This window comes from Nocardiopsis metallicus (genome assembly GCF_014201115.1).
GTDB classification, from domain to species: domain Bacteria; phylum Actinomycetota; class Actinomycetes; order Streptosporangiales; family Streptosporangiaceae; genus Nocardiopsis; species Nocardiopsis metallicus.
The window spans coordinates 6,660,607-6,685,737 of record NZ_JACHDO010000001.1; the positions used below are offsets into that span (position 1 = coordinate 6,660,607).

22 protein-coding genes are annotated in these 25,131 nt (G+C 64.6%); 8 read left to right on the forward strand and 14 right to left on the reverse strand.

Going from position 1 to position 25,131, the window contains the following annotated elements; genetic code table 11:
* Nucleotides 1-179 precede the first annotated feature (179 nt).
* Nucleotides 180-359, reverse strand: coding sequence for an FxLD family lanthipeptide (locus HNR07_RS29355; RefSeq protein WP_184368911.1), 180 nt, complete (start codon nt 357-359; stop codon nt 180-182).
* A 2-nt stretch (nt 360-361) separates the two neighbouring features.
* Entirely contained in the window at nt 362-1,645 is a 1,284-nt protein-coding gene (fxlM, locus tag HNR07_RS29360; RefSeq protein WP_184368914.1) for a methyltransferase, FxLD system, read from the reverse strand.
* A gap of 318 nt (nt 1,646-1,963) precedes the next feature.
* On the opposite strand from fxlM (HNR07_RS29360), the gene HNR07_RS29365 reads away from it, so the two are divergent.
* The 3 genes from HNR07_RS29365 to HNR07_RS29375 are packed head-to-tail and all read left to right on the forward strand — an operon-like array spanning nt 1,964 to nt 4,795.
* Nucleotides 1,964-3,235: a helix-turn-helix domain-containing protein gene (locus HNR07_RS29365; protein ID WP_184368917.1), complete on the forward strand. Its 1,272-nt coding sequence runs from the start codon at nt 1,964-1,966 to the stop codon at nt 3,233-3,235.
* Between the two features lie 11 nt (nt 3,236-3,246).
* A complete protein-coding gene (locus tag HNR07_RS29370) occupies nt 3,247-4,110 on the forward strand; it encodes a class I SAM-dependent methyltransferase (RefSeq protein ID WP_184368920.1) in 864 nt (287 codons plus the stop codon).
* A 22-nt stretch (nt 4,111-4,132) separates the two neighbouring features.
* Nucleotides 4,133-4,795, forward strand: coding sequence for a 3'-5' exonuclease (locus tag HNR07_RS29375; protein WP_184368924.1), 663 nt, complete (start codon nt 4,133-4,135; stop codon nt 4,793-4,795).
* A gap of 209 nt (nt 4,796-5,004) precedes the next feature.
* Here HNR07_RS29375 and HNR07_RS29380 read toward each other — a convergent pair whose 3' ends face one another.
* The 6 genes from HNR07_RS29380 to fxlM (HNR07_RS29405) all read right to left on the reverse strand — a co-directional run bounded on the left by HNR07_RS29380 (nt 5,005) and on the right by fxlM (HNR07_RS29405) (nt 10,455).
* Nucleotides 5,005-5,850, reverse strand: coding sequence for a protein kinase family protein (locus tag HNR07_RS29380; RefSeq protein ID WP_184368927.1), 846 nt, complete (start codon nt 5,848-5,850; stop codon nt 5,005-5,007).
* 95 nt (nt 5,851-5,945) lie between these two features.
* The gene (locus HNR07_RS29385; RefSeq protein WP_184368930.1) at nt 5,946-6,455 is read right to left on the reverse strand and encodes a hypothetical protein; all 510 of its coding nucleotides are present in this window, start codon (nt 6,453-6,455) and stop codon (nt 5,946-5,948) included.
* Nucleotides 6,456-6,720: 265 nt separating this feature from the next.
* The gene (locus HNR07_RS29390) at nt 6,721-7,041 is read right to left on the reverse strand and encodes a MazG nucleotide pyrophosphohydrolase domain-containing protein (RefSeq protein WP_184368933.1); all 321 of its coding nucleotides are present in this window, start codon (nt 7,039-7,041) and stop codon (nt 6,721-6,723) included.
* A gap of 119 nt (nt 7,042-7,160) precedes the next feature.
* Entirely contained in the window at nt 7,161-8,045 is an 885-nt protein-coding gene (locus HNR07_RS29395; RefSeq protein WP_246420568.1) for an aminoglycoside phosphotransferase family protein, read from the reverse strand.
* A 209-nt stretch (nt 8,046-8,254) separates the two neighbouring features.
* On the reverse strand, nt 8,255-9,169 hold the full coding sequence (gene hemC / locus HNR07_RS29400) for a hydroxymethylbilane synthase (protein ID WP_184368938.1): 915 nt from the start codon (nt 9,167-9,169) through the stop codon (nt 8,255-8,257).
* Between the two features lie 38 nt (nt 9,170-9,207).
* Nucleotides 9,208-10,455, reverse strand: coding sequence for a methyltransferase, FxLD system (gene fxlM / locus HNR07_RS29405; RefSeq protein ID WP_184368941.1), 1,248 nt, complete (start codon nt 10,453-10,455; stop codon nt 9,208-9,210).
* 120 nt (nt 10,456-10,575) lie between these two features.
* Here fxlM (HNR07_RS29405) and HNR07_RS29410 point away from each other — a divergent pair, with 120 nt between their 5' ends.
* Both HNR07_RS29410 and HNR07_RS29415 read left to right on the forward strand, forming a co-directional pair.
* Nucleotides 10,576-11,076 (forward strand): hypothetical protein, encoded by a 501-nt coding sequence (locus HNR07_RS29410; protein WP_184368944.1) that lies wholly within the window; start codon nt 10,576-10,578, stop codon nt 11,074-11,076.
* Between the two features lie 73 nt (nt 11,077-11,149).
* Nucleotides 11,150-11,881, forward strand: a complete 732-nt coding sequence (locus HNR07_RS29415) for a class I SAM-dependent methyltransferase (protein WP_184368947.1) — start codon at nt 11,150-11,152, stop codon at nt 11,879-11,881.
* Nucleotides 11,882-12,094: 213 nt separating this feature from the next.
* Here HNR07_RS29415 and HNR07_RS29420 read toward each other — a convergent pair whose 3' ends face one another.
* From HNR07_RS29420 to HNR07_RS29445, 6 genes are all read right to left on the reverse strand, one after another.
* On the reverse strand, nt 12,095-12,985 hold the full coding sequence (locus HNR07_RS29420; RefSeq protein ID WP_221318973.1) for an adenine nucleotide alpha hydrolase family protein: 891 nt from the start codon (nt 12,983-12,985) through the stop codon (nt 12,095-12,097).
* Between the two features lie 119 nt (nt 12,986-13,104).
* The gene (locus HNR07_RS29425; protein WP_184368950.1) at nt 13,105-13,752 is read right to left on the reverse strand and encodes a hypothetical protein; all 648 of its coding nucleotides are present in this window, start codon (nt 13,750-13,752) and stop codon (nt 13,105-13,107) included.
* A gap of 287 nt (nt 13,753-14,039) precedes the next feature.
* Complete coding sequence (locus tag HNR07_RS29430) at nt 14,040-14,180, reverse strand: hypothetical protein (RefSeq protein ID WP_184368952.1); 141 nt, start codon at nt 14,178-14,180, stop codon at nt 14,040-14,042.
* 221 nt (nt 14,181-14,401) lie between these two features.
* Nucleotides 14,402-15,313: a phospholipase D family protein gene (locus tag HNR07_RS29435; RefSeq protein ID WP_184368955.1), complete on the reverse strand. Its 912-nt coding sequence runs from the start codon at nt 15,311-15,313 to the stop codon at nt 14,402-14,404.
* The gene (locus tag HNR07_RS29440) at nt 15,313-17,172 is read right to left on the reverse strand and encodes an ATP-binding protein (protein ID WP_184368958.1); all 1,860 of its coding nucleotides are present in this window, start codon (nt 17,170-17,172) and stop codon (nt 15,313-15,315) included. Before HNR07_RS29440 ends, HNR07_RS29435 begins: the two co-directional genes overlap by 1 nt.
* The gene (locus HNR07_RS29445) at nt 17,169-18,812 is read right to left on the reverse strand and encodes a DEAD/DEAH box helicase (RefSeq protein ID WP_312894013.1); all 1,644 of its coding nucleotides are present in this window, start codon (nt 18,810-18,812) and stop codon (nt 17,169-17,171) included. The genes HNR07_RS29440 and HNR07_RS29445 overlap by 4 nt, the downstream gene beginning before the upstream one ends.
* A gap of 449 nt (nt 18,813-19,261) precedes the next feature.
* On the opposite strand from HNR07_RS29445, the gene HNR07_RS29450 reads away from it, so the two are divergent.
* From HNR07_RS29450 to HNR07_RS29460, 3 genes are read left to right on the forward strand one after another with little or no spacing between them, the layout of a single operon-like run.
* The gene (locus HNR07_RS29450) at nt 19,262-20,401 is read left to right on the forward strand and encodes a cysteine desulfurase family protein (RefSeq protein WP_221318974.1); all 1,140 of its coding nucleotides are present in this window, start codon (nt 19,262-19,264) and stop codon (nt 20,399-20,401) included.
* A 56-nt stretch (nt 20,402-20,457) separates the two neighbouring features.
* Entirely contained in the window at nt 20,458-21,561 is a 1,104-nt protein-coding gene (locus tag HNR07_RS29455) for a DUF4007 family protein (protein WP_184368965.1), read from the forward strand.
* Nucleotides 21,558-25,130: a nucleoside/nucleotide kinase family protein gene (locus HNR07_RS29460; RefSeq protein ID WP_312894014.1), complete on the forward strand. Its 3,573-nt coding sequence runs from the start codon at nt 21,558-21,560 to the stop codon at nt 25,128-25,130. Before HNR07_RS29455 ends, HNR07_RS29460 begins: the two co-directional genes overlap by 4 nt.
* Nucleotide 25,131 lies beyond the last annotated feature (1 nt).

Below are 25,131 nucleotides of genomic sequence, written 5' to 3' on the forward strand. Positions count from 1 at the left end.
TGGCGGCATCGCTGGTGGCACTGGCGCGTAGGAGCAGACCGCCATGGTGACGGTACAAGGGGGCAGGGGGCATAGATCTCACCGCGATTCCCGAGCAGGGAAAAGAAGGGGGTTGCAAGGGGAGGGCGCAGAGGGGCGGGTGCGCACACGCACCCGCCCCCGCGGTCAGCTCAGAAGGGTCAGACCGGGTCGCCGACGTAGCTGTTGCACGCCGACGCGGTGCCCGCGCACGTGTTGCCGCAGCCATCGCCGGTCGTACACGTCAGCTTGCCGACCGGGTGCCGGGCGACGGTGATCCGCACATCCAGCGCGAAGTCGTCCTGGACCGGAACAGCCTGTTCGACGGGGGCAGTCTTCATCCTTACTCTCCTTCGTTGGTGTTCGAGGGGACTTGGCCGTCGGCATCGGTCGCCTTCGGCCAAGAGAACGTGAGGATCCGGTGCCGCTTGGCGATGTGAGCCTGGCCGGGAAGGTCGCTCACCGGCGTGGAGGCGGGGAGCAACTCGATACGCGGTCCAGGGCCGCCGCGGTGCTCGCGGTCCCAGGTGCGTACCTGCTCGGCGACCGTGTCGGCGAAGGCTGCGGCATCGGGACCGAAGGCGTGCACCCCGTACTCGAAGTCGCCCTGTTCCGTGCGGCGGGTGAGCAGGTAGGCGAACTCGCGCCCACCCCCGGCCGTGTTCACTGCGGCCATGGAGAACCCGGGGTTGGAGGGTGCCAGAGGCCCAAAGTCCTGGTCCGGGTCCACGGTCAAGGTGCCGAACCCCGGCAGCGTGGAGGCCAGGTACAGGCGCAGGCCCACGATCAGCTCGCGCGGCGCCAGCGCCACGCCGGTCCACACCTCCACCCGGTCGGTGAGCAGCACCCCGTCCAGGGCGTGCGGGTCGGCCGGGGCCTCGTCGTCGAACCGTAGGACGGCCGAGGTGTCCCCGCGCAGCAGGATCTGGGTCTCGGTGTGCCCGTCGGAGCCCTGCATGGGTACGAACCCGCAGATCCGCTCATCGCGGGAGACCAACCGGTCGCCCTCACGCACCAAGGCCAGCGACTGGGTGACGTTGCGCATCCGCAGCGGCACCACCAAACGGCCGCCCTCGGCGAGGTTGTCCACCCACCCCGGCGGCACGTCCCACGCCCCCACGGTCACGATGATCGCGTCATAGGGGCCGTGTTCGGGGGTACCGTCGGCTGCGTCGGCACACACCACCCGCACCCGGTCGTCATACCCGGTGTGCTTCAGCAGCTCCTCGGCCCGGTCGGTGACATCGGAGTCGATGTCGACTGTGGTCACCGACCCGTGCTCACCGACCAGCTCGGCGATCAACGCCGCGTTGTAGCCGCCCGACCCGATCTCCAGCACCCGGTCCCCGGGGGCAAGGGAGGCCTGCTCCAACATCATGGCCTGTACCTGCGGCGCTGACACCGAACTGATGGCGACCCCGTGCTCGTCGTGCTTGGTGATCACCGCGTCGTACGGGGCATGCGCGGCTGCCAGATCGGCCTCCGGCGCGAACCGGTGCCGCGGCACCGCCAGCATCGCCCGCTTCACCGCCCCGTCGGTCAGGTACCCGTCACCGGTGAGCAGGTCCACCATTTCCGTACGCAGACAACTCGCTTCGTCCTGGTCGGTGGTGGTCGTGTCGGTCATGAAACTCCCCCATCGGTCTCGCGGACGCCCCACCCGGGACGCCCCGCTATTTGCCCGGCACCCCTGTAGGGACTCGCCTGGCGCAGTATGGTCGAGAATCCCACGCATGACCATGCACGAGTGACCAGGAGCCTCCCCCTTCATGCGCAATGTTCGATTCACATGCTTTTAGCTGCCGCAATGCATCGAACATCGTGCTTCTCCGAGGGGTCCCAATTCCGACTAAATTCCCATTCCTCCTTTTTTGTTCATCGGGTGATTATGAGCGTGATATGCGGCCATTGCGGGAAACCGTGCGCCGACACCGACGAACGCTGTATGTGCGTTCCTCCCGGGTTCTGGGACCGCCCCGCCGTCACCAAAGCCGTGCGTGCCCGAGACGCCCGTACCGTGCTGCACCTGCTCCACCACTCTGCTCCGCACCTGACCCATGAGGCCTTGGCCGCCATGTGCGGTGTGGACCAGAGCACCATCACCCGAGCCCTGAACGGCCGCGGTCTAACCAGGCCCGACGTTGCTGTACGAGCTTTGAACCGTCTGGGCGCTCTGCCTACCCCAATCGACTCCACGATTCAGGCCCGCACCCCTAGCCCGGGTTCGCAGTGGCGGGCCCGCCTGGACGCCGACGCCGCCCACACCCGAGCCCAAGTCCGTTCCCTGCTGGACCAGGACCCCCCGCACCAGGTCCTGGACACGCTGGAGACCGATGTCGACCACCTGTGCCGCATCTACGTGCACACCCCACTAGTCGATCTGTATCCGCAGATCAGCGCTCGCCGCCGCGACGCCCTCACCCTGCTCGGAAGCCTGTCCCGTCCCGACCAGTCCCAGCGCGCCCACACAGCGGCCGCGCGCTTGGTGGGGTTACAAGCTCACGCGGCCATGGACACCGGCTCCTACACCACCGCTATCGGCCACGCCCAGGCCGCCCGGGCCTTAGCCGACCGGACCGGTGACCCTGCCCTGCGCGCCTGGGTGTGGGCCCTGCACAGCCTCATCGCCTACTGGGACCGCCGCCCTGCCGACGCCCAGCGCGCCGCCGAGAACGGACTCACCCACCAGGTCACCGACAGCAACCTGGCCCGCCTACATGCCCTGCGCGCCCGCGCAGCCGCCGCCCAGGGGGACACGGGCACCGCCCGGGCCGCCATCGGCGGCGCCACCGAACACGCAGGCCACGAGGCTCTACCCGGCGTCCTGGGGTTTCCCACCGGAAAGGTCCACACCTACGCGAGCACGGCCCTGCTCGCCCTGGACTCCCTGTCGGATCGGCGGCGCAGCATCGCCCACGCCGAACGCGCGATCGCCCTGTACGGCGCAGGCGCGGACCGCTCCGTCGGCGATCTGCTAGCCGCCCGCTTGGATGTAGCCACAGCGCACCTGCGCGACCACGACGCTGATGGCGCCCTGGAACAGATTCAGCTCGTCACCGCCGTCCCGCCCGGGCACCGCACCGCTAGCATCACCCGCCGAGCCCGCCGCCTGGCCCCGCTCCTGATCGACAACCACGCCGCCTCTGTCCGCCGGGCCCGCGATCTGCTGACCGAGTTCGTCCGCACCCCTATTCCCGCCCTGGGCGGCAACGGGTGATGATGACCCACATGAACCACCGCAGCGATGACCGCCCCGACCGTCCACAGGCCTCCACCGACCATGCCGTACTCACCAACGCCTACACCGACGGCCAGCCTCTCACCGCACGCCAACGCCTTTACGATCACCAGACACCCCGGTACGACCTGCCCAGCATGGTCCTAGAGCAGATCGGCGACCGGGCAGGGATGTGGCTGGATGTCGGCTGCGGGAACGGCTACCACCTCCACCGCATCCGCGCGCAGCGGCCCGACGTGCAGGTGATCGGGCTGGACCTGTCCGCGGACCTACTCATCGAACTAGGCGGAGCGGTGTTGCGAGCCGACGCCGCACACCTGCCCTTGCGCACCGGCCGTGTCCAGGTGGTACTGATGATGCACATGCTCTACCACGTGACCGAACCCGACCGGGCACTGGCTGAGGCCGCCCGCGTCCTGGAGCCCGACGGGGTCCTGATCGCCTCCACCAACTCCCGGGCGGACAAGACCGAACTGGACGATTGGTGGGCGCAGGCTGCTGCGGATGTGCTCGGCAATCCCACCGGGCCCAAACGGGTGAAGCTCTCCGACCATTTCCCGGCCGAGACAGCGACCGCCGCGGTGGCCGCTCATTTCAACAAGGTGACGATGATCGACCTGGACGGAGTGATCGAAGTCGACACTCCCGACCCGATCTTGGCGCACTACGCCTCCTACCGGGCCTGGGCCCACCAGACCGATGTGCCATTCGAGGCAACCCTTGAGCAAGTCGGGCATCTGCTGCACGCCAAGCTGGAAGACGGGCCACTGCGGATCAATACCCGCCAAGTGATGGTCGTTGGCAGCCACCCCCTGGAACATGGGTCTCCATCAAAGGGCCCAACGCCAACCTGATGGAAGAGAAAACGGTGCAGGTGTGGGCAACTTGGCGAGCAATCCGGCATTCCTGGAGACCGCGATGGTGGTCCTGGACTTCGAGGCGACCACCCCCGCAGGCCACCCACCTCAACCCATCGAGGTCGCCGCTCTGGCGCTGCGCTACGAGGCTGGCTGCTGGAGGGAGGCCGGCCGCAGCAGCTCCCTCATTCGCCCGCCAGCCTTCGCTCCGGTGACGGCCGCCACCACGGCCCTGAACGGTCTGACCCCTGAACAGCTCGCGACGGCCCCGCCCCCCGCCCAGGTGCTGTCGGCACTGGACCAGCGCTTCACCACAGGCACCCGGTATCTGCTGGTGGCCCATCACGCCGCCACCGAAGCCAACCTCATCTACCACCAGCGCGAGCACTGCCCGACCCTGGCCCGTATCAACTTGATCGACACCATCCCGCTCGCCAAGCACCTCGTTCCTGGCCTGGACAACTACAGGCTCGACACCTTGCTGGCCCACTTCGCGATTCCCCGCCCCGTGGACCGGCACCGGGCCGCCGCCGACGTCGAGGTCACCGCCCAGGTGTTCATGCGCCTCATCGACGCCGCGGACCACGAAGGAGTTGTCGACGACCTCGCGGGGTTGGTCACGATCGCCGGGCGTACCGCCAAGGCCAACCAGCCAACTCAGCAACACCTCTTTGAGCTGTGACCTGCCGTGCCACGAACAGCAAGGCCCAACACACTCGGGGAAGCAGCCACCACAGCGGCGATGAGCGGCGCCTCTTTTCGCCCCGAAGAAGTGCCGGTCTGGAGCGATGGGTTGGGCCCTTGGGCGTGGCTCACCTCCCGCGGACCACGAGAGGTGGAGAAGACCTGACCGGTGTAGACCGGGCGCCAGATGAGGACAGCGAACCAGGATCAACCGTCTGTAGTGTGTGGCTCTGCAGCCCAGTGTTCGGCCCACCTCTGAGAGGCGTCAGCCAAGGCCGTCCGCCACTCCTGTGCGGGGCGAATCTTCGCGTAGTGCTGGTTCATGCGAACATCGGCCCGTGCGAACACTGCCACCGCGTCGAGATCGAGCTGTTCCCACAGGGTGGACGCGGCCAGGAGTTTTTCCACATCTGCCGGATCATGGCCCGAGGAGATCAGCTGCACGGCCAGGCACGTGGGTGTCACGAGCGCCGAGGCCACGGTGGGCCATGCCCAGTCGACCACCCACATCCGGTCGTTGCGGTCGATGAGGATGTTGCGGGGGTGCAGGTCAGCATGGGTCAAATGGCTTCCACGGACCACCTTGACCTTGTCCCCGGGCAGAGCACGGTCCCAACGGGTCTCCACCCACGAGCGAGCCACCTCCGGGAGAGGGAGAGCGGCGATTCGGTCCACCGCCTGCACCACGCGGGGCAGGTCCGGTGAGCCCGGGGCGTATTCGGCCGCCCTGCCCTCGATCACCTCGAACCCCAGCGCGAACCACCCGGCCCCGCGGGCCTGCCACAGCAAGGGCGGAGCCAGCCCATTCAGGTGCGGGTTGATCTGCCCCTCACGCTCCACCTCGGCCAGCACACCTCCAGGACGATCGGGGACGGCTTTGAGGAACACTCGCCCTTGCTGGCCGGTGACCACGGCCGTGGTCGCGTAGTCACTGCCCTCGACAACAGGGCTCACGTCGGTGATGCGCCCGGTGTAGGGGGTGATGAGTTCGGTGAGCTCGGAATCCATGTCCTCGGTTTCTGGGGGTAGCCAACAGGCGGGTCTACGGTTCATCGCCCAGCACCTTCCACCCCGGGCAGGAGACGGACGACGTGAGCCGCCAGGCCTCCAACGTGCGGCCCTAGTCGAACATGAGGCCGAGGAAGTGGTCAGGGCGTGGCCGCGGGGCTGATCGTGGTTTCGCACTCCAACGGGGTGGCCAGCAGCTTGTCGCACACCGACCGCCACCCGGGGTGCTGGTCGAGGCGGACGTATCCCTGCGGGGGACAGACATCGCCGAGTACCCGCTCCAACTCGGCTGCTGCGAACCCCGTGTACTGGCGTACGCGCCGGATCGGCATCGCGTACCCCACTGAACGGCCCTTCCGGGCCAGGTAGGGCTGCACGGTGGCGCCGCTGCCGGCCTGCATCCGCTCGGCGATCTGCGCGATCCGTTCAGGGGTGTCCTGGATCGCTGCGTCCAGGTCGATCACCGCACACAGCCGATGCTCCGGCGCGGTCAGGTACACGAACCACTGCGCCGGGGATCCGGTGAGAAAGCGGCGCCGGAACTCGAAGGTTTTCTTTCCGGTCCACATCAGCTCGTACCACGGGGGATCCAGGCTCATCACCACCGGCACCGGGCCAGAGTCGCAGGCCTTGGGCGACGGTTGGTCCATCAGGGCTCCTCATGTACCCGGGGTAGGTCGGGGACAGCGTAACCACCAGCGTCCTGGCGCACAGTCACTTTCCCGAACTCCATATCTCGGGGACCTACTCCGAAGGGAAGAGGTTCGGGGCCCGGGTGAGAGGTTCACGCCTGCAGGGTCTGGGCTGTCTCGCGAACGTGCGAGCGCACGACATGCTCATAGACGGGGTCATCGGTAGGGGAACCGAGAACCATCGGCGGCAGGCCCTGGTGGAGTTGCTGCTGGGGCAGAGTGGTTAACACCAGGTGCGTTTTTCGTTCACGAGCTCTTTGTCCCGCAGGGCCTGGCTCAAGTCGAGGCCTTCCCGGTTCGCGATCGCCGCGACATAGATCAGCACGTCGGCCAGTTCCGCACCGAGTTCCCCGACCGTGCTGTTGGGGTCCATACGGAGCGAAGCGCACTTGCGCACCGCTTTGCACACCTCCCCGGTCTCCTCGGCGAGCTTCAGGGCCTGATCGACCGTCGTGCTGTTGGCGAACCCTCGCTCCAGCTCCATCTTCGCCACGTACTCCTGGATCTGGGCCAGGTTGAGCGGGCCGGGGGGAAGCGGTTTCATGCAAGGCACCTTCGTCGAAGAGGGGGGCGGGAGCACGGACGCTACCAGCAGAGCACGAAGGTCGACGGGCGAATGGGCGAAGACCCTTCTCAGGGCCGTGCTGTCGCAGGCGGCGGTCCTCATGTGTGGGCTCGTTCCAACCGCTCCAGCCCTTGGTGGCCACGTTCGACCAGTGCCGAATCACCTTGGGTGAGGCCGGTGGCCAGGTAGGAAGCGGCCAGGCGCACGGTCAGGAGCTGCAGAGCGCGCTCCTCGGCCTGCGACAGCTCACGTCCGTAGCCGTCGAAGAACGCCCGCCGCAGGTCGGGGCGTTCCAACCACCTCGCCCCCTGCAGCCAGACGAGCTCCTCCACCAGCAGCCCTGGGGCCGCCTTGGCGAAGTCGATGATCCCGAACCCGTGGTGGGGGTCCCAGAGCCAGTTTCGGGTGGCGTAGTCGCCGTGGCGATAGACCACGGGCGTTGCGGGAGCGCACCGCGGCAGTTCCAGAGCCGCATCCCTGACCAGAGCCTGCTGGGCGGCGGTGGTGGCTTTCGCGATCAGGGGCAGGATCTGGTCGGCTTCGCCAGCCTGCCGGGTGATCGAGGTACAGATGCTCGCGTGATCGCCGCTCGTGGCCCGGGGCGAGCGCTCATGCCAACGGCGCAGGAGTGCGCCCGCGCGGGCATGGACACGCTGCTCCTCACCGACGGTCAGCTCCAGCCCTCGCACGATGGACCCGGGTACAGGGGAGGTCGCCAGAGCCAACAAGGACTCGTCGGCGGCCAGCACCCGCGGTGCTTGGAGGGGATCCAGGGCCTGGGCAGCGAAGGCCAGACCCGCACGCTCCCGCGTATGGTCAGCAGGATCGGGGCTGAGCTTGACGTAGAGCGTTTGCGTGCCGGTAGCCACACGCCAGACTCGAGAGTCGTCCCGAGGCCAGGACACATCGGCGACCAGGTGCACGGGACCGAAGCGAGAGGTAATCCAGTCGGCGAGGTTCGCAGGCAACCCAGCCAAGATCATCGGTGCCTTTGCGCTGATGGACTACGGGTGGCAGGGGTGGAGCACATGGAGTCTGTCCGTTCGTGGAAGGGGAGGGGGCGGCCGGGTTCTTGCGCTGCGGCGGGACTCCAGCCAGAACAGTGATTTCCCCGTTGACCCCTTTTTCATGCCGCTCGAACGGCCCCCGCCACCCTCGCCGTCGGATACGGCAGCTGTCAGCGCCCTGTGCTTCAGGCACTGGAGGCCAGGACGGCTTCCACCCCCTTCTCCCGGAGCTGCTGGGCCGCGTACTCACCCACCTCTTCCGGATGCTCGGCGCTGCCGGCAGCCTCGGCGCGGATGGTGGTGGAACCGTCGGTTGAGGTGACCTGGGCGAGCAGGTGCACTCGCCCCTCACGGGTGGTGGCATAGGCGCCGATGGGCACGTGACAGCCGCCCCCGAGGATCTTCATGAGCGCACGTTCGGCCCGTGTGGTGGCCGCTGCCTCCTCGTCGTGCACCGCGGCCACCACCCGCGCCAACGCGGTGTCGGCGGTGCGCACCTGCACAGCGATCGCCCCCTGAGCAGGCGAAGGTGGCCAGCAGGTGGGGTCCAGGTACTCAGTGATGCTCTCCTGCAGACCCAGCCGGTGTAGCCCGGCTGCGGCCAGCACCACCCCGGCCAAGCCCCGCTCGCGCATCTGCCGCAGCCGCGGGGGGACGTTGCCGCGGATCGGGACCGCCACCGCACCGGGACAGGCGTGATGGAGCTGGCCCACCCGGCGGGGCGCGCCGGTGCCCACCCGGTGTCCGGGGGCGAGCGCTCCCAGGGTGGTGCCGCACAGGGCATCGCGCACCTCGTGGCGGCGCGGGATCGCGGCGACCACCGTCCCCGGGGTGGTGGCGGTAGGCAGGTCCTTGAGGGAGTGGACGGCCACGTCGATCTCCCCGTCCAGCAGGGCTTGTTCGACGGCACCGGCGAACACCCCGGCCCCGGAGGAGGCCAGGTCACGCAGACTGCTGGTACGGTCCTGATCTCCCGCGCTCATGATGGTGCGCCGCACCCAGGCGTGCTCCGGGTGAGCGGTGCTCAGGTGGTCCAGGACTTCGGCCACCATGGTCTGGGCCAAACGGCTGGCCCTGGAGCCGATCCTCCACGTGGACATACATCCTCTTCCTACCGGAGTGGTTGCGGTCAAAGCGGCTACAGGTCCCAGGTCAGGACCAGCTGGACCGGGCCCCGGTCCAGCACGATGACCCCCGGGCCGGGGGCGGGCGTCTGGGCTCCAGTGCGGTACACGGCATAGGAGGGCCTGGACTGGCGGTGAGGCTCCCAGGCGTTGATCAGCTCGCACACGCGGCGGGCCAGGGCCTGCCCGGCCGGGGCGTGCCCGACCACCCCGATCTCCGTACGCGGCCCCTGCTCGCCCTCAGGCTCCAGGACCCGGTGGGTGAGGTAGGCCAGCCCGCGCTCGCCGTCCGGCACACTGGCCATGGCCCCCCACCCCAGACCGCGCGCCAACCCGTGCCGGGCTTCCTCCTTACGGCTGAACATCAACCGCGAGAGCGTGGAGTCCAGGTGCAGCGCCAGCCACAACCACATGCCGTCCATCGACTCCATGCCACCGAAGTACACCCCGGTCCACACCGTCTGTTCGGGCTCGGCCAGCACCCCCTCCACCTGGGCGTCGGCGATGTCCTGTTCCCGGTTGACCTGCAACCGCACCCCATCATCACCGGACACATCCACCAGCCGGCGCGAGTCGTCCCCGATCCCCTCGCGCAACGGCATGAAACTGCACAGCTCAGCACTGGTGCACACCCAGTGCTCCTGGTGGCCGCGCAGCGCCAGCGCATAGCCCACGTCCCCGACCACCCGCATCGGCACGACCAGCACCCCGCCGGGGGCGAGCTGTTCCAACCAGGCGATCGGCAGGTGGTGGACGCCCACGGTGGCGATGATCCGGTCGAACGGCGCCAGATCCTCCGCCCCCAGGGCGCCGTCGGCGCACCGCACCTGCACCTGGTCTGCCCCGGCCTGCTCCAGGTGGGTACGGGCATCGGCGACCAGGTCGTGGTCGACGTCGATACTCACCACCTGCCCGTGGGGGCCGACCAGGTGGGCGAGCAGCCCCGCGTTGTAGCCCGTGCCAGCCCCCACCTCCAGCACCCGCATCCCCGGCTCGATCTGCGCCTGGACGAGCATGCGGGCCACCACAGCCGGGTGTGAGGCGCAGCTGATGGAGTCCCCGTCCGGGCCGTCCTTGACCGAGACCGTGCGATCGGCGTAGGCCTCCTCCACCGAAGCGTGGGGCACGAACACGTGCCGGGGCACAGCACGCAGCGCCTCAGCGACCGGGCCGGTGAGCATCTGCTGCTGATCCAGACGCTCCACCATGGCCTGACGAAGCACATCGTGGGGATGCCGGGCGGTGGTTTCTGTAGGAGGCATGAGGCCTTTCCTGGGGGCTGTAAGACGGCGTGCACGTAGCGGCGCACACGAGCAGGGAGCGCAGCCAGCGTAGAACCCCAGGAACCGCGGCCAGGGCTGTTCTGAGAAAACGTCACACAAGTGCTCTGGAGCACTACCGTCAAGGCATGGCCGCTTCCCACACGCCCATCACGGACCTGCACCAGACCAGGATCGAGTGCCCCGGTTACGAGTGGCCCCAGCTCCTGCGATGAGGACCTGCACGAGGGCTACACCGCGGAGCTGATCACCTGGCACCAGGCGCACCCCGAGCAGGGCATCGACCACCTGGCCGCGGCGGAAGGCCTTCAATGCGGGTTGGGCATTGCCGAGTGCGTGCGCTGGACAGATGACGGCCTGGGCTGTTTGGCGGTGGGGGATGAGCGCACCGGGCAGGCGGGACACTTCAACCACGAGTGCTTGGCCGTCATGGAGTCGGTCCATGCCACCATCGGGCTGACCGAAGCGGTCCAACGCACCAGGCGCAGCCTTGACTACAGCCGCTCCCAGGCCGCTGCCACGGTCGTGGACCTGGCGCTGCGCCTTTACCGCACGGGGCTGCTCGTCCCCGCTCCATCGGCCAGCGACCAGCCGCGCACCTGAGTTCCCGCCCGGACCTGCCCGGCCGAAAGAAACCAGCTGCACCGCGCCCGAAGAGCTGCAAGGCTCACCCGGTATGGAACACACCACCCCTGAGCCTCGGATCGGTGACGCGTTCGGGCGCACGCTCCAACGTTGCTGGGCGGCCGGCGCCGCTTGCGAGATCACCGAACGCGATGACGGCTACATCAGCGCTGCCGACGCCACCCGTTACTTCACCCCCGCCGAGGATCTGTCCGAACTCGACCAGAGGGCGGTAGCGCTGGCCCAAGGACGCATCCTGGACGTGGGTACGGGGGCTGGACGCCATGCCCTGGCCCTCCAACAGCAGGGCAAGGACGTGTTGGGACTTGACCCGTCCCCTGGTGCTGTGGCGGTGGCCCGCCAGCGCGGGGTCGCCGCCGAGCTCGGCTCCATCGCCCACCCGCCCGAAGGAATCGGCACCTTCGATACTTTTCTGCTGCTGGGCAACAACCTCGGGCTCCTCCAAGGCGAGCAGGCGGCCCCGGAGGTGTTGCGTCAGCTGGCGGCGCTGGCCCGCCCCGGCGCCCTCCTGCTCGGCACCGGCATGGACCCTGCTGGTAGCGACCCCGAGCACACCGCCTACCAGGACCGCAACAGGGCCCGGGGGCGGATGCCCGGCCAGATACGCATGCGGGTCCGGGCCGGGGCCTTGGCCACCGAATGGTTCGACTACCTGCTGCTTGCCCCGCACGAACTCGAACGTCTCATCCGTCCCTCGCCGTGGCAGCGGGAAACCATCCACGAGCAGGGGCCCAAGTACCTGGCGGTGCTACGCCTCAGATGAGGGCCAGAGCTGGCCTGGGTCATCGCCTAATGGTCGAATAGGGAACGTTCGGCTCGACGGGCACGATGCTCAGCATCGCATACGGCACCGGCTGGGTCTTCGGGGCTGGTCGGTGCGGCAGCGGGGGACGCCTTGGGCCAGTCGGATACTGCCAAGCGCTAAAAGGCGAGTCACTCAGGAACGACCACGGGCGTTTCCGGAGCCCAAGCCCACTCATGTCATGCACCACCCCGAGTCACAGGCCGCAGCTCCATCATCCACAACCTGTGGATCGGCCACAACGATGGCCTCATCAAGAGGACGCCCGTACCTACTCAGGAAGACTTCGTCACGGCCGAGCCAGCGCCGACGTTCGTTAATGACCCTCTCGAGGCGCACGGACTTGGCGAACAGCTCAGGTTCTTCCAGGCGCTGCTGACGCCACGATCCGACTGTCTTGAACGGGCAGAAAAAGCACGAACTCTTAGGTGGAACAGGCAGGCCCGCGTCAGCGATGATCTTCTCGCAGTCGTCTCGGCGGAGCTTGAGGTCGAGCAAGGGGTACTCGATCTCCTCGTAGGGCTCCTTGTGTCGACGGTTGGCTCGATGGATCTCATCGAGTGAGATGCCGATGCCCACAGTCGCTGGGGTTTCCGCCGTCGCCCCGTGTTCCCGCAGCCACCGCCCGATGACCTTGATCTTGAAGTCCGCGGTGCAGTTGCGTCGACCGGGTGCGCCGTTGGCCATGCGTACCGGGATGGGGATCGACCTTGTATTCGGCTGGTTCAGACGCTGCATGAGCGTCTCGGTTGATCCGTCGCGGCGGTGCCGTGTGAGTTCTTGGATCTCGATTCCGGCCTCGGCGGCGTAGGGAATGGCGATCTCCCGCACGTAGGAGAGCGTTGCTGGGTGCTCGCTGTCGTCGCCCACGTTGGCGAACAGGAAGGTCCTGTAGTCAATCTCTCCGCGTGCCGCTAGTACGAGCAGAGCTGTTGATTGCACTCCGCCCCCATAGGAGATCACCTTCCTGCAGGTGGGGGTCGGCCTCCCGGCGGTGGCTTGGGAGCCGGGGTCGGTTGGAGTGGAACTTCGAGGGGTTTCGGGGGTGTGCTGCCTGGTTGCCATGTGAGAGACAATATTGATAACTTGATGCAACATCAAGTGTTCCTCTCACTGTTGGGATGGGCAAGCCCATACATCACCCGGAGCTCAGGGGCGGTAACAGCCTCAGCAGAACCGGTGGCTTAGCGCTGAGGCTTGATGACGACGGAGTAGCCCTTGGCCAAAACGGACGCTAGGAACTCAGCTGCTGCGGTCTCATCGGTCGCGGTGAAGGTCTGTGCTGCGGGCAGCGGCTCACGTGATGGCCTGGTGGCTGCAGGAGCTGGTCTGCGTCCCCGGGGTTTCTGAGGAGAACGTTGACCTACACGGAGTGCAGAGACCTCAGAGGCGACGAGGTCACGTTGCCGTAGGCGCGCGTCGTCGATGACGGTCTCGAGGAGCCAGAGCGGAGAGCCTGAGAGAACCAGGTCGGGCTCAGCGATGCGCTGACGGTTGCGCCACCGGGAGACCGCCTGGGCGTCCCTACCTAGAACACGGCCGACTTCCTGGTTGCCGAGAATGACCGGAAGCTGGTCCTGGTCGTGAAGAACATAGCCGCTCGGGATCTTGGCTTTGTAAGCCGCCAGGCGCTCCTGGTCGACGAGACGGTCGCCTTCGGCGCTGAGCTCTAAGACTGTACCGAGCAGCCAGTAGGGGTTGCCTGATGCGATCAGGTCGGGTTCGCCGAGTGTGCCCTCCGACCGCCACTTCTGTGAGGTCTGACGCTCGACCCGGTAGAGGAAGGCGACCTCGGCGTGCCCAAGGAGGAATGGAACCCGAGCCTGTGCCATGAGGCGCCTTCCCGATCACCTGACCTGTGTGGTGTGACGGTAGACCGACGATGCACCGCCACACCAAGACGTGCATGTGTGATCTTAGGTGTGCTCGGTGCTGAGCCGTAGCCCACTTCGGTGTGGTGCCGGCCGAAGTGCTGAAGCCAGGCGGAGGCTGTCTCCGCGGTCCTGCGGGCCTGGTCTTCTGTTACGCCATCGGGCTATGGTCTGGGGGTGATGTCAAGCAGGCGTGCGACCCTGGGAACTTCAACAATGACCGGTAAATCATCAGCTTGCCCGATCTCCTAGCTATCGGTCATGGCCGCCTTGTAAGCGTTGAGGCGTTCAGTAGTGATCCGCCTGCCCCACCGGCCCTCGAAGGGCCGCACTGTCGCCAGCAGCCAGTAGGCGTTTCCGGAGACCATGGCATCGGGACTTGGGAGCAATATTCCTCCTATCTTTCGCTTCTGTGAGGTCTGACGTTCAATGATCAAAAGGATTGCCATCTCCGTATGGCCCAGCAGATAACGAAACCTCTCCAAGGTGCGAGACTTGCTAAGAGCATCGTCTACTCAGGATCACGGCTGGGCTGCAACACCGCTGACAGCTACGACGGACGAAAGCCTGATCAACGGCATCGTACGTACCACCACTTAGAAGCGAAGATTCAAGTGATCTCTCTGCCTTGTCGAATCTCCCAAGCCCCGACAGGAACTAGGTGCACTTCATCGAAGTGCCAGAGCCACTCAGCGAGGGTCTCGACCGAGCGCTGCGCCTGTTCCGAGGTACAGCCGGAGCGCGCTATGAGCTCGTCCCGCGCATCCTTCATATTCAAACGCCCGGTATCTCGCAAGTCTGCAAGCTCTGGAATCAGCAGAAGCCGACCACGTACAGCTTCCTTGAATGGTTCCAGGGAAAGGCCGGGGGCGATGTCGAGCTCAGCGAGATCTCGGAGGACCGCAGCAAGGACGTCGCTTCCGACGCTTCCATACTTCCCATTGTAGACCTGGTAGAGCCGTTCTGGTCGGCGGGTTTCGGGCATCCACCGCCGAGATGGCTCTTGCTGCTCAGGCACCACAAGCATCGGGGCGTCATCGTCCTCGCGAAGAAGATCCGCCTGTTCGCGCAGTTGCTGGGCGAGATCAGATGTGGCTACGATCGAATGCGCTTCGACCGTTGCAAGGAGCCGCTGAATCTCTTGATGGCTGGTCTCCGACTCAATGAGTACTTCGATATTGCTAGCTGAAACACGACCGGTGGCTTTTCCGGTCAGATTCGCTGATCCGATGAGGCAGCGGCCGTCTGCTATGTAGAGCTTGGCATGGAGACTGTGGCATAGGTATATTTTTATGCGCTTGTCGAATTCCATGAGGTCGATGATCTCTGGGTCGGACACTCCGGCCGCAATCTCGGGAACTGACCAGCGTGTAACGCACCGAATGTCTTCGACACCTGCAGGCACGATTTCCAGTATTTCCTTGAAAGTGTCTTTTTTAATGAAGGGCGCGATCAAGGTGATACTGTTTTCTGCGGATCCGAGGAGACTGCTGATTTGCTGCCAGATATGATCTCTGGGCACTAGTCATCTTCCTCATCATCGGCCCGAAGAAACTCACTGGCGATCCGTCCCCAATCTTGGCGCATCTGCCAGGCCCTCTTTCGGGGTTTCTCAGGTTGCTCGTCCTCGAACCTTGCCCAGGACATGAGCAAGAGTTTGAAGGCGCTGGCGGCACTCTCGAGGCGTTCAGCGAGCTCTTCCCGAGTTGCTCCATCGAGGTCTTGGTCAAGCACCGCGATCAGGTCATCGTAGACCGGATGGTCCATATTGAGAGCAACCTGCAAGAGGCGGGGGATGTACTCGACATTGAAGAACGCGGATGAGTCGGGGTTCCGGCTAGTAAGCAGTTGGACGCGGCGGTCGTTGGACCATGTCTCTTCGATGATGCGCTCAGCGTCCGCCGGGCTGTACTTGTGAGTGTTGACCAAGCTCTCGTACTGCTGCTGCTTGCTTTCCTCAACGCTAGTTTGCGCTCCCAGCGTGTCGGTGTAACTTGGCGGGGCTTCCTCTTTTCGCCGGCGAACCGCTTCGTCAGCCTTGGTCGCCACCTTCTCATGCCGTTTTCGGCTTGCACCGGTACCTCGAGTTTGATCCTTAAGGTCAGATTGCAGTTTGCTGATCAGCTTCTCACGGATATGGTAGACAATCTCGATCAGCGGCAATCGGTGATCGCCTTCAGCTCGGAGTGTGTCGCGAAATTCTTCATACGACATTCCATCGGCCTCCTCCTCCCAGTCGAAGGTGGCCAGACTTGAGAATATGGTCGCAGATTGCTTGTTATTCGTGACTCCAAACACCTCATCAAGCTGAGGGGGGAAGTCAATTTCAATCCCCCACCACCGCTCAACGGGGTCGTAGGAATTAGTCCACCTCGTGTCGACGTCGAGCTCCCGGTCAGCTCGCATCAACGAAATTCCCAGGTTCTTAGCAGCGTGCTTACCCCAAGGCGTGCTTCCAGGTTGCAGGCTCGGTGATACTTCCTTGGGCCACTCTTCCCCAGCAATGTCAGGGCGGCGCGCTGATTCTGTGGATATCGAAGATCGGATCAGGACTGGATAGTCATTTCCGTCGACCCCTTTTACCATAAATTTTTCGACACCGATTTCGCCTGTGTTTCCTCCCCCGTAGGGGCGAAACATCGGTTTCTGGTTAAAGGGCGGAGGTGTAGAACTCGGCGCCATGAGGTAGAGGGGATCGTTAGGGCGAGCATCTCGGGCACCAAGCAGGACCTCGGATCCGCGCATTGGAACGAGCCTGATCTGGATTCCCTGCGTGATCAAACGTCGATAAAGACGACCGATGAGACTTTCTGTGTTGTCCAGAGTCGCTTTGGATCCACGCCACTGTACCCGTTCGAGCTGAGTCCACAGGACGAAGGTGCCAGTTTCTCCTAGCCCTTCACTAATTTCCTGCCATTCATCCGGCAGCTTCTCCTTCTCGGGCTTGGGGACCTCGGCGCGCCCGTTGCGCAGTTCACCAAGATCGAGATAGGTATGGTACGCGTTATCAGGCCCGTTGGTCCAAGACCACACGTCCACACGGTTGCATTGAGAGATGCTGGAGTTAGGCAATCCGACACCAAATCGACCAATCCCCTTTCGGTTCTGTCGGGTGCCAACACCAAAGCGCAAGGAGTTTCGCAGTAGCTCATCATCCATTCCCTTGCCGTTATCGAGAACTCCAATCTTCTCGACTCGATGGCGAGCCCATTGGGAGGGTCGTTCTGTGGACTCGACAACGAACAACTCAACGAGATCGGCCTCTGCTTCGATCCCATTATCGATGAGTTCAGCAATCGCGTGAGCGGTGGACTTGTATCCACTATCCTGCAGCGCCTTTACCGTAAGGTCGGCAGTAACGATCGAGTATTTTGAAGTCATTTATTCCTCCATACGTCTTCCCAGTTGGTAAATGCTTCTGCGACATCCCCGAAGCCAGGGAGATCGGGGTCGACCACAGTTATTACTTCGCATCTAGGAGTGCCACCAGCCTTCGGCCCTCGGATGACACGACCTACCATCTGGCTGTAAAGAACCAACGACCGAGTAGGACGTGCGATGACGGCAGCGCTGGCTGAGGGGGCATCGAACCCTGTTGTAAGGACACCAAAATTAGACAGAACCATCGGGCGTGTTCCTGGCCCTTTGAATCGCTTAATTGAACGGTCTCGATGGCGCACTGATGATTCCGCGGTGATCTTTTCTGCGTCGATTCCGAGCATGGATAGGATTGCAGTAATGAGTCGGCAGTGCTCAACAGAAGCAGCGAAAAGAAGAATTCGAGGGTGCTGTTGTTCGATAAGATCCAGAATGGTGCGTACGACCTGGAGATTCCATTGCACACTTGTGGTGAGCCGTGCGATCAGGGTGTTCGGGAGGTCGAAGGAGGCGGACAGCGCGCGTTTGTCTTCAGCACTGAGTGCCATCCCTGACTCTGTAGCGACCGTGCGGAATGTTGGTGCCGCGAGATAGCCCTGTTCGATGAGGGCAGTGACAGGGTTGTCGTATCCCTCGATCTCCAGCATCACTTTCTGGCGTGCGAAGAAATCTGCGAGCTGCTCATCGGCAGAGATATCCGCCCATGTGCGACCAGGGGTTGCTGTGAGGCCGAGTAGGCTCGAGTCACTGCGAAGGGTCAGCGAGTCTACCGTCTTTCGGTACGTTGGGGCTATGGCCTGATGAGCCTCGTCGAACACGGTGAGTGTGGTGCGCAATGCCAAACGGTCTAGGAACGTTGGATCGTTCTTGGCAGCCGCTGCAGCCTTGTCGAGCCCGAGGATGATGACCCCGTCCGTGAGGCCGTCGATGTTCACGGAGACGTCGCCCCACATGCGCGCAACGGTGACTTCGCGATCCCCTAGGACGCTCCAGGCCTGTTCGAACTCCTGTGCTGCCTGTTCAAGTAGCTCTCGGCCGCGGGCAAGCCATACGACGGTGGTCGGCTCCCGGCTCCTGAGGTGGTCACAGATCACGTTCATGGCCGTACGTGTCTTGCCGACTCCGGTAGGTAGGTGGAGGACGGTGCGCCGTTCGCCGGTGTACAAGAGTCGGCGAACCTTGCTGGCCGCAGCGCGTTGGTGTGGAAAGAGTCCGTAGGCCGGGCGGACATCTCGCTCATGAGGTATCTGCGCTTCCGGGGCGCGGTCGATGACCTGCCCCAAGAATCCAAGCAGGGTTCGACGCTCATCGGAGCCCCAAGGAAGTTCTTCTAGGAACGCCTCTGGTGCGGTATCTCCCGCCCCCAACCTGTGAGCAAGCTCAACCCGTTTGGTCTCGGGGAGCAGGGCGAGTAGTTGTTTTCGCTCCTCATTATCTGCCACCAGCTCTTCTGCAGGCACTGCTGAGGCAGCAACCCTGCGAAGTGTCTCGCCAGAGTCCGAGCCCCCGTGGAGGAGCTCTAGAAGTTCACAGGCGGGCTCGCCCAGGATGCGCCGAACGTAGGTCATCGGTGCGGTGATGAAGATGTCACGAAAGGGGTACCCCGGGGATCCGTTCACACCCACCCCCAGCAGTTGGACCACCTATCTGTCGATTGCACCCCTATATCCCTTCCAGCTCTGCAGCAGTACGCACATGTACATGCGCTGCGTATCGTGTCGCTCACCCTAGACCGCCTCGCCGACAGGGATCAGCGTCACCCGTTCGCTAACGCGCCGATGGCGCAGAAAGCCCACAGTTTGATCGTGACAGGCGCAGGCTCGGCCGATGTCCCCGGCCAGGGAGGAAGAGTGGCCACATCCGGCCACTGTTACGAACGTGTGTTCCAATCAGGTCAAGGGGCATCGTGACGAAGATCCGGCCCCTGCACTCGCGTTAATCGAGCCCACCCTGAACCGTGGGGTACTAGGATCACGGTGTACTGCTGGTGGAAGTCTTCAAGGGTTGCGAGTCAAGCCACCAGTAGTGCCGAGAGCACGAGACCGGGCAAGCGGGGTAGATGATGACGAATCAGGTGTCGGGAGTAGGCCCTGTGTATCTCGACTACAACGCGACGGCTCCGATGCGTCCCGAAGCGCGAGAAGCCGTCATGGAAGCGATGCTTGCCGTCGGCAACGCCTCAAGCCCGCACCTTCCGGGACACGCAGCGGCTGCCCGGGTTGATAAAGCCCGCAAACAAGTAGCCGAGCTTTTGGGCTGCTCTCCCGGTGAGATCGTTTTCACATCAGGGGCCACCGAAGCCAACAACCTCGCTCTGCGCGCTGGTTACAGCACTGGTGGGGGAGTCATCACGAGCGTAGTGGAGCACCCGGCTGTCCTTGAGGCCGCCCGAGAGCTCACGGCTGATACGCCGAATGCCCTGACGCTGCTTCCCGTGGACGCGGATGGCCTGGTGGATCTGGTCGACCTGCACAAGGCGCTGGCATCATCGAAGGTTTCCATCGTTTCCCTGATGGCGGCCAACAATGAAACCGGGGTGCTCACCGACCTGGCCCCGATCGTTGAGGCGGCTCATGCGGCTGGAGCGCTGGTTCACACCGATGCGACGCAGATGGTGGGCCGCCTCCCGGTTGATCTTGCAGACCTGGATGTTGACCTGCTGTCGTTGTCGGCGCACAAGTTCGGTGGCCCTCAAGGAGTGGGTGCACTCTTTATTCGGCGTGGGATCGATCTTCCCTTCCGGCCCCTGATCGTCGGAGGCGGGCAGGAACGCGGCTGGCGAGGCGGCACCCTCAACGTGTCGGGTATCTCCGGTGCGGGCGCAGCCGCAGCTGCCGTGACTTGTGCGCTGCCTGTCGAACAAGCTCGCATCACTGAGCTGCGAGACAAGCTCGAAGTCGCCCTCACTCAACAGACCGCCAGCAGCTACATCAATGGCGCACGCGATCAACGGCTCCCCGGAGTGAGTAGCGTGACCTTCCCTGGAGCACCAGCAGACGCCGTTCTCTCGGCTATGCCAGAGGTCGCTGCCTCTGATGGAAGCGCCTGTGCCTCTGGAGCACCGACACCCAGCCATGTACTGCTCGCCATGGGACGCAACCGGGAAGAAGCAGACTCCGCCGTGCGCTTTTCGCTGGGCTACGCCACCACTCATCGCGACATTGATGTGGCGATCGCTTCCACTGTCCGCGCTGTAGCGCAGGTCCGCCAGGCGCTCGGCTCTGCCATCTGAGCCAGCATCCGCTCCTGCCTGCCGCCCTTCAACCATCCGTTCGGAAAAGAGCCTCGATGTCAGACAGTCGGCTCGCGCAAGCCGCTCACTCCTCCTTCGCGCGCCACGAAACGTTCACACCACGCTTCGGCTGGCTCAACAAGGCCTACACACAGGCCAAGAACGATCCGGGCGTGTTCATCGCCCCTGACGCTCCAGTCCGCCTCGGCGTGGGCAAGAACATGGTGGCGGCCATCCGGTACTGGTCTCGGGCGTTCAAGCTCACCAAGGAAGCCTACGGAGACGAGGCCCAGTCCCGAGCTCTGCTGTCCTACCCGACCTGGGAAGCCCGCTGGCTGCTGGATGAGCAGGGAGCCGACCCCTACCTTGAAGAGACTGGCAGCCTGTGGCTGTTGCACTGGTGGCTGGTCAGCTCTCGTCCTGGTGCTTTGAGTTGGGCGCCCTCTTGGTATGTGACCTTCCACCTCGCCCCCTTCTCCCGTTTCAAAGCTGAGGACCTCAAAGGGCTCGTCAGTCGGCATGTGAACCTGTCCTACCGGGAAGGCCCTGCTGAGGGCTCCATCCTCAAGGACATCGACTGCATCACCAAGATGTATGCGTTGCCGACCCAGCACGCTAAGAACGGCGCTCCGGGAACCTTCGAGGACCTGCTCCTGTGCCCGTTCCGTGAACTCGACCTACTCGAGCAGGTCGGAACCCGAGGCCAACCGGCATGGCAGTTCACCCGAGGCTCTCGGACCTCCTTGCCGCCCCGGGTGCTGGCCTATGCCTGCCTCGACTACGCCGCCCACGCCACACACAAGAGCGGCTCGATCTCCTTGGCCCGTTTGGCCAACGAGCCTGGCTCTCCTGGCCGGGCTTTTCGCGTGCGCGAGCCAGACATCGCTTCTGCTCTGGAACAAGTGATCGCCTCCCACCCCCAGCTGCAGATCACCGAAGCCGTCGGCCAGCGTAGCCTCTCGTTCTCAGGCGACCCCTTCGAACTCGCCTGGGACGTACTCGACGCCCAGTACGGCAACATCCGCTCACGTGAGGGCTTTCCCAGCCGCGCCCAGTGGCTTCACGACCACCCCAAGCTCGCCGAGGCTGAACGCCGCGAACGCAAAGACCGCACCGGCGATGAGTCCCAGCTCCGCCTGCCTGCTGAGGAGAACGCGTGACCACGACCGCTCTCACCCGCCCCAACACCACAGGCAGCGCCATGGAAGATCCGCGGTTCCCCGCAGGGATCAGCCTCGTCGGCTCCCAGATGCGCTCCACCAACCTCGAACGCGACGTTCAAGAGCCCTTGCACGATCCCTACATCGGTGCACGCGCCGTGGACGTGCTTGACCGTCTCGCTGGAGCGCTCGATGACCCTCGACGCACTCGCGCATGGTCACTCACCGGCCCCTACGGGTCAGGCAAATCGACCCTGGCCAACATCATCCATGCCCTCCTTGGTGATGACGACGCACGCAGGACACAGGCTGAAAAGCTCCTCGACGAGACGAGCCCCGGCCTTGGCCACAGGATCTCTGAGGGGCGAAACGCACTCACCGACCAAGGCTTTCTTGGGGCCGTGGCGACCGCTCGACGGGAGCCCCTGACCGCGACTCTGGCGCGTGCCTTGCACACCGCAGCCCAAAAGCACTGGCCCCACGAAAAGACTCCCTCAGAGGTCAGTGCGGCCCTGGCCAACTGCGCTGATTCCACTACCGCTGGTCCGCAAAGCATCCTGGAAGCCGTCGCTGCCCTGTGCGCGCAGGCTCCGGTGCTGCTGGTCATCGACGAGTTCGGCAAGACCCTTGAGCACCTGGCCGCTCACAGCGAATCCGCCAGCGCTGAGGACGACCTGTTCCTGCTTCAGGAAATCGCAGAACGCAGCGCAGGGCGGCAAGGCCACCAGCTCTTCTTGATGACGCTGCAGCACATGTCGTTCATGGACTACGCCGCACGGTCGAGTGATCTACAGACCCGCGAGTGGGCCAAGATCCAGGGCCGCTTCGAAGACATCACCTTCACGCCTCATCTGGGCGATGCGGTGCAGCTCATGCGCCGCCGACTCGACCACACTGCGGTGGCCGAGCAGGGACAGGAACTCATCAGCGCCTACGCCCAGGCGGCTGAGGAGAGCTGGCGTGAGCACGGACTCAATGCCGTGGTCGACCTGACTGCTTCAGACTTTGTTGACCTGTACCCCTTGCACCCTCTGACCGCGGTCGCGGCCCCCTACCTCGCCGCGCAGATCGGCCAGCATGACCGCAGCCTGGCGAACTTCCTCAACAGCGACGAACCCAACACGGTCCGCCGCTCCCTGGAGACCCACGCGCAGGCGGCACCGGGCACGGTCAGCACGATCCGCCTGCCCCAGCTCTATGACTTCTTCCTCGACTCCGGACGCACCTCCCTGCTCGCCTCCTCCCACGCCAGCCGATGGATCGAGGTCGAAAGCCGGATCGACCGGGCCACGGGGCTGTCCGCGCGCAACCAGGAGATCTTGCGCGCGGTCGGCATGCTGAACCTGATGGACTCCGACGGTGCGCTTCGGGCCACCACGACGATGATCTACTTCGCTCTGCACGACCCGCAGGAGCCGTTCGATGACGACGCCTACGCGGACCTGCAGAAGCGACTGGACCATCTCAAAACAGACAAGCAACTACTCGTCCTGCGTGACTACAGCGGCGAATACCGTGTCTGGGAAGGCACGGATGTCAATATCGGCAAGCGTGTCGAAGAGATCATCGGCCATCTCGACACGCCCGAGGTCCTGCGCAAGCTCAAGGACCACCTGCCAGCCGCTGTGGTCGCCGGCAGGCACAGCCAGGTCACCGGGATGCAGCGGGCTCTGTTCGTTGAAGCCACCGGGCCCGGTGTCCAGGAAGTCCACACGCTGGATGAGCTGGCCCCTTACGCCGACGGGCTACTGGTGTTCCACTTCGGGAGCCTTGACGATGTCCCGGTCGTTGACACCGAACTTCCCGTGGTCCTTGGAACCACCAACGACCCCGAGCGTGTTCTGGCCACCGCAAGGCACTTCGTCGCGCTCCAGGACCTGCTCCTGGACAAAGAGCTGGACCATGTGGCACGCCGTGAGATCAGCGAACGTGCAGCCATGGCCAAGACCGAGCTCATGGAGCAGTTGAACTCGGCCTTCTTCCCGCCGAGCCAGCACGCGACCTGGCGGCTGTGGGTCTCTGGCATCCCCAAGGACGCCGATGAGGGCGACATCATCGAAGGCCGTAGCCTCAGCGCTTATGCCTCCATCGCGTGTGATCGGGCCTTCTCGGCGAGCCCGCACGTGCGCAACGAGATGCTCGGCCGCACCGAACTCAGCAGCCAGGGAGCCAAGGCCCGCAGGGAGCTTCTCACCGCGATGCTCACCAGGTCCGGCGAGCGGTACCTGGGCATCACCAAATACCCGGCCGAACGAGCCATGTACAGCGGTGCACTCGCCTACATGGGCCTGCACCGTGAGAACACGTCCGTTCCTGTGGAGGACAACGCCACCTCCATTCTCCCCTACGGGTTCTCTCGACCTGGGCCGCAGCATGCTCACGCCCAGCCGGTCTGGACGGCACTTGAGAACGCGCTCACCGACGCTCACGAGCGCACCAGGCTCGACAAGATTTTCGAAGTCCTGGCCCGTCCCCCGTACGGGGTGAAGGAGGGGGTCATCCCCCTTCTGGTCATCACGGCGTTGGTTATCCGCGGTGAGGATGTGGCGCTGTTCGAAGAGGGGACCTACCGCCCGCGGATGACGGCCGACATCGTCGAGCGAATCGTCAAGGCCCCGTTTCGTTTCGAGGTCAAGTCGACCCCGGTTGGCGATGGTCTGCGAGCCAGCGTCGTCAAGAAGCTCACCAAAGCCCTCGATGTTGACGCGCCTCGCTCTCAGGCCCTGCGCAACCCGGCGTTGCTGGCGGTCGCCCGGGCGCTGCTTGAGCGGGTCATGGTCTTGACCCCCTACGGTCGCCGTACACGCCGTCTCAGCAAGGACGCTGTGGCCGTCCGCACTGCTCTGCTTCAAGCCCAAGACCCCGATGATCTGCTCTTTCGGCTCCTGCCCCAAGCGCTGGGGATGGAGCCCATCACCTCGGAGATGAAGAAGAGCACTCCAGAAAACAAGGGCTTCGCCGAGCGCCTCACCCAAGCCGTGAAGGAGATCTCTGAGGCCGACCGTGCACTGCGTGCAGAGGTCGTGCAGGTGATCAGCAAGGAGTTCCGTCTCAGCTCCACACTGCCTAGGATGCGCAAGGAACTCGCGGCCCGCCTCAAGGGGTTCGAAGGGGTATACCTCAGTACCGAGCTGCGCGGCTTCGTCTCCATCGCGTTGAACAGCACTCTGGATGACGAGGACTGGCTCGAGCCGTTGGTCGTGCGACTGACCAACTCGGCCCTCGGTGACTGGGCCGACACCGACGCTCAAGCCTTCCCCGGCCGGGTACGGGAAATCGCCCAGGCCCTCGACCGCGTCAGCCACCTGCACCAAAGCCACAGCGAGGATGAGGGCCAGGAAGAGGCTCTGGACACACGCCTGCTCACCCTCACCGGCCGTGACGGCAACGAGCAGCGCACCCTGCTCTATGTCCCTGAGAAGTCCCAGCAAGAGGCACAAGAGCTTGCTGTCAGTGCCATGAGGCAGGCTGAGGAGATGCTCGGCGCTGACGGGGCCCGCATCCTCCTCGCCGCGCTCGCCCAACACATGACCACGCCCGCAGAGCCGACCGACGATGGAAAGGACTGAG